11 protein-coding genes are annotated in these 11660 nt (G+C 62.4%); 4 read left to right on the forward strand and 7 right to left on the reverse strand.

Annotated elements, in window-relative coordinates; translation table 11 throughout:
- The first annotated feature begins 5 nt into the window (after positions 1-5).
- The 3 genes from EFB14_RS22095 to EFB14_RS22110 all read left to right on the forward strand — a co-directional run bounded on the left by EFB14_RS22095 (position 6) and on the right by EFB14_RS22110 (position 3618).
- Positions 6-1535, forward strand: coding sequence for an ABC transporter substrate-binding protein (locus tag EFB14_RS22095; protein WP_183604902.1), 1530 nt, complete (start codon positions 6-8; stop codon positions 1533-1535).
- A gap of 268 nt (positions 1536-1803) precedes the next feature.
- A complete protein-coding gene (locus EFB14_RS22105; RefSeq protein ID WP_126829036.1) occupies positions 1804-2751 on the forward strand; it encodes an ABC transporter permease in 948 nt (315 codons plus the stop codon).
- A gap of 3 nt (positions 2752-2754) precedes the next feature.
- Complete coding sequence (locus tag EFB14_RS22110; RefSeq protein WP_126828895.1) at positions 2755-3618, forward strand: ABC transporter permease; 864 nt, start codon at positions 2755-2757, stop codon at positions 3616-3618.
- A gap of 18 nt (positions 3619-3636) precedes the next feature.
- Here EFB14_RS22110 and EFB14_RS22115 read toward each other — a convergent pair whose 3' ends face one another.
- From EFB14_RS22115 to EFB14_RS22125, 3 genes are all read right to left on the reverse strand, one after another.
- Positions 3637-4494, reverse strand: coding sequence for a C40 family peptidase (locus EFB14_RS22115; protein ID WP_125846623.1), 858 nt, complete (start codon positions 4492-4494; stop codon positions 3637-3639).
- Positions 4495-4505: 11 nt separating this feature from the next.
- The gene (locus EFB14_RS22120; RefSeq protein WP_125846624.1) at positions 4506-4856 is read right to left on the reverse strand and encodes a MarR family transcriptional regulator; all 351 of its coding nucleotides are present in this window, start codon (positions 4854-4856) and stop codon (positions 4506-4508) included.
- 202 nt (positions 4857-5058) lie between these two features.
- A complete protein-coding gene (locus EFB14_RS22125) occupies positions 5059-6450 on the reverse strand; it encodes a leucyl aminopeptidase family protein (protein WP_125846625.1) in 1392 nt (463 codons plus the stop codon).
- Between the two features lie 143 nt (positions 6451-6593).
- Between EFB14_RS22125 and EFB14_RS22130 the strand changes: the two genes are divergently transcribed.
- On the forward strand, positions 6594-7430 hold the full coding sequence (locus tag EFB14_RS22130) for a tetratricopeptide repeat protein (protein WP_126828896.1): 837 nt from the start codon (positions 6594-6596) through the stop codon (positions 7428-7430).
- A 45-nt stretch (positions 7431-7475) separates the two neighbouring features.
- Here EFB14_RS22130 and EFB14_RS22135 read toward each other — a convergent pair whose 3' ends face one another.
- Genes EFB14_RS22135 through EFB14_RS22150 form a run of 4 tightly spaced genes read right to left on the reverse strand, consistent with a single transcriptional unit; the run spans position 7476 to position 11649 of the window.
- Positions 7476-8108 (reverse strand): LysE family translocator, encoded by a 633-nt coding sequence (locus tag EFB14_RS22135; protein ID WP_126828897.1) that lies wholly within the window; start codon positions 8106-8108, stop codon positions 7476-7478.
- Positions 8109-8164: 56 nt separating this feature from the next.
- Positions 8165-9145 carry a type II secretion system F family protein gene (locus EFB14_RS22140; RefSeq protein WP_125846628.1) on the reverse strand — a complete coding sequence of 327 codons (981 nt, stop codon included), beginning with the start codon at positions 9143-9145 and terminating at the stop codon, positions 8165-8167.
- A gap of 15 nt (positions 9146-9160) precedes the next feature.
- Positions 9161-10168, reverse strand: a complete 1008-nt coding sequence (locus EFB14_RS22145) for a type II secretion system F family protein (RefSeq protein WP_125846629.1) — start codon at positions 10166-10168, stop codon at positions 9161-9163.
- A 5-nt stretch (positions 10169-10173) separates the two neighbouring features.
- The gene (locus tag EFB14_RS22150; protein ID WP_126828898.1) at positions 10174-11649 is read right to left on the reverse strand and encodes a TadA family conjugal transfer-associated ATPase; all 1476 of its coding nucleotides are present in this window, start codon (positions 11647-11649) and stop codon (positions 10174-10176) included.
- Positions 11650-11660: the final 11 nt, after the last annotated feature.

Genomic DNA, 11660 nt, shown 5'->3' on the forward strand with positions numbered 1-11660 from the left:
ACATGATGATCAAGGTTTCACTTGTGCCTTCGGCGCGTTTCGTCCGGCAACTATCCCTTGGAGCAGCGGTTTCGGCCGGCCTCATGATGGCGGCGATGACGCCTGCGGAGGCGGCAAAAACCAACCTCAATCTCGGCATGAGCGTCGAGCCGACCGGCCTCGACCCGACGATCGCAGCGCCCGTCGCGATCGGCCAGGTCACCTGGCAGAACGTCTTCGAGGGACTGGTGACCATCGACCAGACCGGCAAGGTTCAGCCGCAGCTGGCGAAAAGCTGGGAGATTTCACCGGACGGCCTGACCTATACGTTCAAGCTGCGGACCAACGTCAAATTCCACGACGGCGAAGCCTTCGATGCCGCCAGCGCCAAGTTTTCGCTCGATCGCGCCCGCGGCGCGGATTCCATTAATCCGCAGAAGCGCTTCTTTGCCTCGATCGCCTCGATCGATACGCCCGATGCCGAAACGCTGGTGCTGCACCTTTCGGCGCCGACGGGCAGCCTGATCTACTGGCTCGGCTGGCCAGCTTCGGTGATGGTCGCGCCGAACACGGCCGCCAGCGACAAGACGGTGCCAGTCGGCACCGGTCCTTTCAAATTCGCCGGCTGGGCGAAGGGCGACAAGGTCGAACTCGAGAGGAATGCCGATTACTGGAACAAGGATGCAGCCGTCAAGCTCGACAAGGTGACCTTCCGCTTCATTGCCGATCCGCAGGCGCAGGCGGCAGCGCTGAAATCCGGTGATCTCGATGCCTTTCCCGAATTTGCCGCACCCGAGCTGATGAGCTCCTTCGACGACGACGCAAGGCTCGTCACCAGAATCGGCAATACCGAGCTCAAGGTCGTTGCCGGCATGAACAATGCCAAGAAGCCTTTCGACGATAAACGCGTCCGTCAGGCGCTGATGATGGCGATCGACCGCAAGACAGTGATCGACGGTGCATGGTCCGGCCTCGGCACGCCGATTGGCAGCCACTACACGCCGAACGATCCGGGCTACCAGGACATGACCGACGCGCTGCCCTACGACGTCGAAAAGGCGAAGGCGCTGCTTGCCGAAGCCGGCTACCCCAACGGCTTCACCTTCTCGATCAAATCGCCGCAGATGGCTTATGCGCCGCGCAGCGCTGAGGTGATGCAGGCGATGTTTGCCGAAATCGGCGTGACGATGAATATCGAGCCGACGGAATTTCCGGCGAAATGGGTCCAGGACATTATGAAGGACCGCAACTTCGACATGACGATCGTCGCCCACGCCGAACCGCTCGACATCGATATCTATGCGAGGGATCCCTATTATTTCAATTACAAGAATCCCGTTTTCGACGCGCTGATGAAGAAGGTCCAGGAGACGAGCGACCCCGCGCAGCAAAATGCGATCTACGGCGAAGCTCAGAAGATTCTCGCCGACGACGTGCCTGCGCTCTACCTCTTTGTCATGCCGAAGCTCGGCGTCTGGGACAAAAAGCTGAAAGGGCTGTGGGAGAACGAGCCGATCCCCTCGAATGTGCTTTCCGGCGTTTCCTGGGACGAGTGAGCGAACAGCTTCAGGCGAATTGAGAGGTACGGATGAGCGAGGGGAAGCCGCAGAGCAAACCGTTTGATGCCGGTCACAGCCCTCTCCATCCCTCATTCCTGTGCTTGTCACAGGAATCCAGTGCGCCCAAGTCCTTGGGCGCGGGAGACTTCCTTGCTTGGGTGAGAGTCATTCACGGCGCCGAGGCGCCGTGGCTGGATTCCTGTGACAAGCACAGGAATGAGGGCGTGTGGGGAAGCCACCGTACCACATCGAAAGCGTGGCATCCGTGATCACCCTCCTCGCTCGTCGCTTAGCCGGTCTCCTGGTCACACTCGGCATCGTCTCGCTGCTGATCTTCACCGTCATGGATCTTCTGCCCGGCGATCCCGCCTCGATCATGCTCGGGACCTCGGCGGCGCCGGAAACGCTTGAAGCGTTGCGCCATGATCTCGGCCTCGACCAGCCGCTCATCCTCCGTTACGGGCAGTGGCTGGCCGGCGTGTTCTCCGGCGATCTCGGGCAGTCCTATACATATGGCGTGCCGGTCGCGGGGCTGATCGTCGAGCGTCTGGCGGTGACGCTGCCGCTGGCGCTGATGGCGATCGTGCTCTCGGTTGCGATTGCCTTGCCGCTCGGCGTGCTGGCGGCCTCGCGCCGCGGCGGTCTCTTCGATATCATCGCAACGCTGTTTTCGCAGGTCAGCATCGCCGTGCCCGCCTTCTGGGTGGCGCTGCTCCTGATCATCCTGTTTTCGACGATGCTCGGGCTGATGCCGGCCGGCGGCTTTCCGGGCTGGAGCGCCGGCCCGATGCCGGCATTGCAAGCGCTTGTTTTGCCGGCCGTGGCGCTGGCGATGCCGCAGGCGGGCGTATTGACGCGTGTGGCGCGCTCGGCGGTGCTGGAGACAATGCACGAGGATTTTGCCCGCACCGCCGTGGCCAAGGGGCTTTCACGCAGTGCAGTGCTATGGCGGCATATCGTGCCGAATGCACTGATCCCGATCCTGACGATGATCGGGCTGCAATTCACCTTTCTCGTTGCCGGCGCGGTGCTGGTGGAAAATGTCTTCAACCTGCCCGGCCTCGGGCGGCTCGCCCTTCAGGCGCTCTCCCAGCGCGACATCATCGTCATGCAGGATGTCGTCCTGTTCTTCGCTGCCCTCGTCATCGTGATGAATTTCATCGTCGATCTCTCCTATCTCGCGATCGATCCCCGGATGAGAAAGGCGGCATGAAGCATGGCTCCCGTCGTTTCCGCAGCAATCGCCGGCCGACGCCGACGCTTTCAACTGAGCCGGCGAATAAATCTGATTTCGGGCGCAGTCATCATCGGCCTGCTGGTTGCCGTCGCGCTGCTGTCGCTCGTCTGGACGCCGTTGCCGCCGGCAAAAATGCAGATCATCCACAAATTACAGCCGCCCCTTGCCTTCGGCCTGCTCGGCACCGATCAGTTCGGCCGTGACGTGCTTTCAATGCTGATGGCGGGGTGTTGGAATTCGTTGTCGATCGCGATCACTGCGGTTGCGATCGGCGGGACGCTCGGTTCGATAGCCGGCATCTCCGCCGCGGCGATCCGCGGTCCTTTCGAGGCGCTGCTGATGCGCATCTGCGACGTCATCTTCGCCCTGCCGCCGATCCTCTCTGCCATGATGCTCGGCGCATTTCTCGGGCCGGGGCGGTTCACCGCGGTCACGGCGATCGCAGTCTTCATGATCCCGGTCTTCGCCCGTATGACGCTTGCGACCTCACTGCAGGCCTGGAGCCGCGACTATGTGACGGCGGCGCGTGCGATCGGCAATACGCGCCTGGCTATTTCGCTGCGCCATGTCCTGCCCAATATCCTGAGCCAGATCATCGTGCATGGCGCGATCCAGCTTGGGCTCGCGATCCTCACCGAAGCGGGTCTCAGCTTCCTCGGGCTCGGCGTGGCGCCACCCGCCCCGACTTGGGGCCGCATGCTTGCCGAGGCGCAAACCTATCTGGCAGCGGCGCCGTGGCTGGCGGTGCTCCCCGGCCTTGCCATCGCGCTTGCCGTTTTCGGTTTCAACATGCTCGGCGACGGACTGCGCGATCTTCTCGATCCGCGCGAGGCAAGCCGTTAATATTTTCCCGGCCGCCGATCAGATGACCGGTCGACGATAGCCGGTCGGCTGCTCATAGAGCGAGCCAATGCGCCTAACGGCGGCCTCGAAATTCTCGCGTGCTACCGTCATGCTATAGCCATTGGCGTGGAGGATCGTTTCCGGATCCTCGAAGACGGCGACATGCCCCTTCCAGAACACCAGATCGCCGCGGCGGATTTCTGACCGGTCAATCGGCTCGCCGAGACCTGCCGCCTGCATGTCGGTATCGCGCGGTGCCTTTCTGCCCGTCATCAGCATTGAAAGCTGGACGAGGCCGGAGCAATCGATGCCGAGTCCGGAACGCCCGCCCCAGAGATAGGGCGTCTCCAGGAACCGAGCGGCTATTTCGGCGTAATCGGCACCATCCAGCGCGCCGATCGGCTGGACGTGCCGGGAAAAGAGCGCCGTTCCGTCTTCCAGCACGACATAGTGATTGCCGCGCGCTTCCGCTTCGCCCGTGACATGAATACGGCTTCCCATCGACAGGATGGCCTGATGAGGCTTGCGCAGTTCTGGTTCGGGATAGACGAAGCTGCGCTGCACGGTGACGATATGGGTCGGCGCCGGCCGGCCTTCAAACAGTGTTTCCGCCGGGAGGTAGCCGACATAACCGTCGGAGGCGGCCTTCACCCAGCACCAGCCGTCGGCGCGATCGAAGACCGTCACATCCTCGCCGAGGAGCAGCTCCGTATCGATGCCGCGCGCCAGATCTGGTTCGGGGCGCAATCCCACGACCGGAACGGCGACGCGCGCCGAAACACCTTCGACAAAGCGCAAAGCGTCGACCCTGCCTTTGAGTTCCGCTTCCGCGAGATCGGGCCTATAGGCATGCAGGCGGCGGTCGAGCGTCGTCATTCGCATTCCTTTCAGAGCGGCAACCGGCGGCCCTGGTCCCGTACGAGATCGCCGAGCTTTTCCAGGTAAAGCGCGCCGGCGACGGTACGCTTGATGATCACACTGCGCCGGTCGGCATCGTCACGCACGCGATCAACCAGGCCCATCTCGCCCATCGTATCCAAGGCGCGCGTGATGACCGGTTTGGTGACGCCAAGCGTGGCGGCAAGCCCGCGCACCGTGTGTGGCGGCGGCACCAGGTAAATATGCAGCAGGATTGCCATCTGGCGCAACGTCAAATCGCGGTCATCATGGCGGACCTGATCGAGCGCCACGCCATGCCAGAGCCCCAGCGCCTGCGAGGCGGTCAAATCGATCGGCACGGCTCCTCCGGAGATCGTTACGCTAACGTTTCATTTTCCGGCAGTTGCCTTGGACATGCAAGGGCGGCGGGCAATTGCCGCCCGGCAGGGTGAATAAAATTTTAACGATCGCGCGAAACCACCCGCGGATTCAGGCGGCCAACCTGGAGCATGATGCCGACAAACGTGATTCTAGGCCGGCTCGGCCTAAAATCATCCCGTTCTAGCGGACGCTTTCGCGGATATGGTGGAAGAGCGCGCGAATTGCCTGCGCCTCGCCGCCGCCCGGCGAATGCGGCCGTTCGGACTGAGCCCAGCCGTAAATGTCGAAATGCGCCCAGCTCTTCGCCTTGCTGACGAAACGCTTGAGGAAGAGAGCCGCGGTGATCGCCCCCGCCATGCCGCCCGCCGGCGCATTGGTGATGTCGGCAAATTTGGTGCGGATGTCCTTTTCGTAGCCGGCATAGAGCGGCAGGCGCCAGAGCGGATCGTCCGTTTCCAGGCTCGCTTCGGTCAGGTCATGCGCCAGATCGGCGTCGTCGGTGAAGAAGGGCGGGAGATCCGGGCCAAGCGCAACGCGGGCAGCCCCCGTCAGCGTCGCCATGTCGATCAGCAGTTCCGGCTCCTCCTCATCGGCGTAGGCGAGCGCATCGGCAAGGATCAGACGGCCTTCGGCGTCGGTGTTGTCGATCTGGACGGTGAGGCCCTTGCGGCTGCGGTAGATGTCGCCGGGACGGAAGGCATTGGACGAGATCGCATTTTCGACGACGGGCACGACGACTCGCAGATCGACCTTCAGCTTGGCGTCCATGATCATCAGGGCAAGACCCATGACATTCGCCGCGCCGCCCATGTCCTTCTTCATCAGCAGCATGGAGGCGGCCGGCTTGATGTCGAGACCGCCGGTATCGAAGCAGACGCCCTTGCCGACAAGCGTCACCTTGCGATGGCCCTTCTTGCCCCAGCGCATCTCGAGAAGGCGTGGCGCATCGGCACTGGCGCGGCCGACCGTATGGACCAGCGGGAAGTTCTGCTTCAGCAGTTCGTCGCCCGTGATGACCGATACTTCCGCCTTGTAATGCTGGGCCAAGCCCCGGAAAGCCGCTTCGAGCTGTTCCGGTCCCATGTCGTTTGTCGGCGTGTTGATGAGGTCGCGGGCAAGAAAGACGCCGGCAAGCTGGCGCTTGATATCGGCGCCGTCGGCATCGCGGGGGATCATCAGCGTCGCCATTGGCGATTTTTCCGACTTGTAGCGGTCGAAACGATAGCTGCCGAGGCCGTAACCGAGAGCCAGGCGATTTGCCGTCAGCGGCGCGGTCTCGATGTGCCAATCGCCGGCCGGCAGCGTGCGGGCGAGCCTGCCGGTGATGAAAGGCTGCTCGGACGGATTGCTGCCGAGGCCGTAAAGCGCGCCGCCGAGATGACCTTCAGCGGTCGGGATCAGCAGCAACGATCCGCTTTCAGCCTTGTAGCCCGCCTTGCGCGCCCAATCGAGTGCGATCGGATCGATCGTGCCGGTCTCGATATGGGCGGGGGTGACGGCAAAGATCGGCAGCGTCGAGCCGCCCTTCGTGTTGAAGGGGGTCGGTCTCTCAATGAACTGATAGGGGGCCATGATTGTCCTTCGGCGCTCGTCAGGAATCGTTCCTTAACGGTCTGTTAGGGTTAACAGACTATTGCTGGAGCGAAGATTGCGTCAAACCTTTCCCTGTTCCGCGTTCGAGGTCAGGCGCCGATTTTGGAATCCAGGAACGCGTCATGCCGGCCTCGCTCATCACCACATTCACAAATCGTATCTTCCAGGCTGCTGCGGCATCGCTGATCGTGCTTGCACTTGCCGGCTGCTCGACGACAAAGGACCGGATGACGACGGGCTCGGTGCCGAAGATCACCAAGCCGGTCGAAGAGATGGACGCCAGCGAGTTGCGGGTGGCAACGGACCGGCTCGGCCAGGCCTATGAAAAGAACCCGCGCGATCCCGTCAACGGTGTCAATTATGCCAATCTGCTGCGCATGAACGGACGCGACGCGCAAGCGCTCGCCGTCATGCAGCAGGTGGCGATCTCCAATCCCAGCGACCGCAACGTGCTGGCCGCCTACGGTAAGGCCCAGGCAGCGGCCGGCCAGTTCCAGCAGGCGCTCGACACGATCGGCCGCGCCCAGACGCCGGACCGTCCGGACTGGAAGCTGATCTCGGCCGAAGGTGCGATCCTCGACCAGATGGGCAAGGCAAGCGATGCCAGGCAGCGCTATCGCGATGCACTCGACATCCAGCCGAACGAGCCCTCCATCCTTTCCAACCTCGGCATGTCCTACGTGCTGACCGGCGACCTGCGCACGGCCGAAACTTATCTGCGCTCCGCCGCCAGCCAGCCCACCGCCGACAGCCGCGTCAGGCAGAACCTTGCCCTCGTCGTCGGCCTGCAGGGACGCTTCCCGGAAGCCGAGCAGATCGCGCGGCGCGAGCTTTCGCCGCAACAGGCCGATGCCAATGTCGCCTATCTCAGAGGCATGCTCTCGCAGCAGAGTTCCTGGCAGAAACTCGCCGCCAAGGACAAGACGCCGGGAACGGCGGATGGCAGCAACACCAACTGACGGGACCATGCTGCCGAAAGGCTTACGCTTTCGAGCGAAATAGCCTTAGCGAACGCTCAGGCCCGAAAGAATGAGGCGGAGACCAAGGCCGCCCATGACGGCGCCCGCGGCCCGGTCGATCCAGCTCTTGGCATAGAGATAGAGCCGCCTGGGATGGCGCGCCGAAAAAGCCAATGCCACAATCGAATACCATCCTGCCTCGACCGCAAAGACGCCGAGCGGCAGCGCGACGATGAGATCAAGAGGCACGTTCCTCGGCAACAGCGCGGCAAAGAGGCTGGCATAGACGATGATGGTCTTCGGGTTGCTGAGCTGGGTCAGCAACGCCGTCATGAAGCTGCGCATGGGCGCCCGATGGCCGTTGACGGCTTCGGAGACTTCCAGCGGCTGTGCGGCGCCCTTCCAGATATTGACGGCGATATAGACGAGATAGGCGCCGCCTGCGACTTTGAGCAGGACATAGAGCCATTCGAACTCGGACAGCAGCGCCGTCAGCCCGGCAAGGGCCAGCCCGGCGAAAACGACGCCGCCGACGCCCATGCCAACTGCCGCCGCAAGACCATCCAGCCTCGAACGCGAGATGGCAATCCTGGAGACGACCACGAAGCTTGGGCCGGGGCTCATTGCGCCAACGACCAGAGCTGCCATGATGCTGATGAAAATGCCCGTTGAAGACATCCGGAAACCCTCGTTTGACATCGAAGGCTAGCCGTTTTCCAAAACGGCGACAACTGTTAGAACCTGTCTGCCACCTGGATGCCGGCCGGGCCGAGAATGACGGCGATCAGCACCGGGAGGAAGAAAAGGATCATCGGCACCGTCAGTTTCGGCGGCAGGGCGGCCGCCTTCTTTTCCGCTTCGTTCATGCGCTCGTCACGCCCTTCCTGGGCGAGAACGCGCAGCGCCTGCGCGACCGGCGTGCCGTAGCGATCGGCCTGGATCAGCGCCTGGGTTACCGAGCGTACCAGCTCGAGCTGGGTGCGCGTGGCAAGATTTTCGAGCGCCATGCGCCGATCCGGCAGGAAGGAGAGCTCAGCCGTTGTCAGCACCATCTCCTCGGCGAGCGCCGGCGACTGCTCGCCGAGTTCTTCCGACACACGACGCATCGCGGCCTCGATCGAGATGCCGGATTCGACGCAGATCAGCATCAGGTCCAGCGCATCCGGCCAGGCGCGCTTGATCGAGTGCTGGCGCTTGCCGATGCGGTTCGAGATATAGATGTTCGGCGCGTAGAAACCGAGATATCCGATACCGATAACCGCCAAGACGCGCATCGGCATACCCCGAGTGGCAAGCCCCCCGAGGCCGAAGACCCAGAAGGTGGCAAGCGCTAGGAAAAGAAATGGCAGCAGGAAACGCGCTGCAAGGAAGGTATTCAGCGCATTTTCCGAGCGGAAACCCGCAGCCCTAAGCTTGTTGACCGTATTCTCGTCGACGAGCGCCTTGCGCAGGTTGAAGCGCTCGACGATCTGGCGAACCGGACGGTTGTTCTGGGTCCTCAGCGAAGCCTTGCCGGGTTCGGCATTCATGCGGGCGCGCTCGCGGGCGCGGATCTGCTCGCGCTCGGTCGAAACGGCCTTCATGCGCTTGTTGAGATCGCCGCGCTCGAAGAAGGGGATGGCAATCGTATAAAACGTGGCGAAGACGGCGATCGCGACGAAGAGGGCGATCAGCATGCTCGGATTGGTCAGCGCTGCGGCAAGATCCTGCGACATGGTGCTTCCTTCCCGCTAAATGTCAAAATTGACCATATTGCGCATAACGAAGATGCCGATCGACATCCAGATCGCCGAGGCGCCCATGATGAAATGGCCGCGCGGATCGGTGAAAAGAATCATCATGTAACTCGGCGAGGTGAGGTAGACGAGGGTCGCGACAATGAAGGGCAGAGCGCCGATGATGACGGCCGACGCCTTGGCTTCCATCGACAGCGCCGAAACCTTGGCTTTCATCTTCCTGCGGTCGCGCAGGACCTTGGAGAGATTGCCGATCGCTTCCGAAAGATTGCCGCCGGCCTGCGACTGGATGGCGATGACGATGGCGAAGAAATTGACTTCCTGCAGTGGCATATTCAGCGTCATGCGGGCGCAGGCGTCGGGAATGCTGAGGCCCACCTGCTGCGCCTCGATCACGCGGCGGAACTCGCTCTTGACGGGCTCCGTGCCCTCAGTCGCGATGAGGCGGATCGCATCGTTGAGCGGCAGGCCCGATTTGATCGAGCGCGTGATGACGTCGAGCGCATTGGGGAGTTCGTTGAGGAACTTGTTCTGGCGCCGCTTGACCAGGAAGCCGACGACCCAGCGTGGCAGGCCGAGGCCGGCAACAACGGCGATGCCGATCATGACCATCAACGATGCCCCGACGATGAAGGCCATGACAAGCAGCACGCAGGCCAAGATGGCGCTGAAGAGGTAGAATTTCCCCACCGTGATCGACAGGCCGGCCTGCACCAGCTTGGATTTCATCGACAGGGTCTTCTTGGTCTTTTCGTGCTGGCGCTTTTCCAGATCCTTGAGGTTGTCCTGCACCGATTTACGGCGCTTCGACAACTCCTGTACCCGGTCGCGCGCGGCCTTGACCTTGACCCGGTCGCTTTCAGCCGATTTGACGCGGTTGATGCGGCTCGCCGATTTCTTGTCGGCCTCCATCCGGGAAAACATCAGGGCATAGGCGACCGCCGCCGCCGAGACGGCGGCGAGCACGACGATTGCCAGGACTACCGGATCGAACCCGAACATCACCTCTATTCCTTCGTTTTCGCTTCCATCGAGTCGAGGGCGGCGGCAAGGCGCTTTTCCTCGTTGAAGTAACGAGCCCGATCCCAGAAATGCGGCTTGCCGACACCGGTCGACATGTGCCGGCCAATCAGGCGGCCGCTTGCATCCTCGCCTTCGATCTCATAGCGCATCAGGTCCTGAGTGATGATGACGTCGCCTTCCATGCCGATCACCTCGGTGATCTGGGTGATGCGGCGCGAACCGTCGCGAAGGCGCGCTGCCTGGATGATGACGTCGACCGAGGTGGAAATGATCTCGCGCACCGTCTTGGCCGGCAGCGTGAAGCCGCCCATGGCGATCATGGATTCGATACGGCTCAGGCATTCTCGCGGCGTGTTGGCGTGGATCGTGCCCATCGAGCCGTCGTGACCGGTGTTCATCGCCTGCAGAAGGTCGAAAACTTCAGGTCCGCGCACTTCGCCGACGATGATGCGCTCGGGGCGCATACGCAGGCAGTTCTTGACGAGATCGCGCATGGTGATCTCGCCCTCGCCTTCGATATTCGGCGGACGCGTTTCCAAGCGCACGACATGCGGCTGCTGCAGCTGCAGTTCGGCCGTATCCTCGCAGGTGATGACGCGCTCATCCCTGTCGATATAGTTGGTGAGGCAGTTCAGAAGCGTCGTCTTACCGGAGCCCGTGCCGCCTGAAATGATGACATTGCAGCGCACGCGCCCGACGATCTGCAGAACGGTCGCGCCCTCGGGTGTGATCGCGCCGAAACGAACGAGCTGGTCGAGCGTCAGCTTGTCCTTCTTGAATTTTCGGATGGTGAGCGCCGGCCCGTCGATCGACAGCGGCGGCGCGATGACGTTGACGCGCGAACCGTCTGGCAGGCGGGCGTCGCAGATCGGGCTTGATTCGTCGACGCGGCGGCCGACCTGGCTGACGATGCGCTGGCAGATGGAAAGAAGCTGCGCATTGTCGCGGAAACGGATCTCGGATTCGATCGTCTTGCCGCCGACTTCGATGAAGGTCTGGCCGGCGCCGTTGACCATGATGTCGGCGATATCGTCGCGCGCCAGCAACGGCTCCAGCGGGCCGTAGCCGAGCACGTCGTTGCAGATATCCTCGAGCAGCTCTTCCTGCTCGGAGATCGACATCGCAAAATTCTTGATGGTGATGATGTCGTTGACGATGTCGCGGATTTCCTCGCGCGCGCTTTCGCCATCGAGCTTGGAAAGCTGTGAAAGATCGATCGTGTCGATCAGCGCGGAAAAGACCTGCGCCTTGGTATCGTAATATTCGTCGGTACGGACCGGGCGCTTGCGCTGCGGCGCGTGCATTGGCGGCGGCGTTACCTGTTGGCGCGCGGGCTCGCGCGAAGGTTCGACCAGAATGGAGGGGGAAGAGGCCGCGGGGGCGGCGGCCGGGGGCGGCGGCGGGGGAGCAATCGCGCCTCCGGCCTTTCCGAAACCTTCGTTTCCGCGTTTTCCAAACATGCCACTCGATC

The organism is Rhizobium fabae, from assembly GCF_003985135.1.
GTDB lineage: Bacteria > Pseudomonadota > Alphaproteobacteria > Rhizobiales > Rhizobiaceae > Rhizobium > Rhizobium pisi.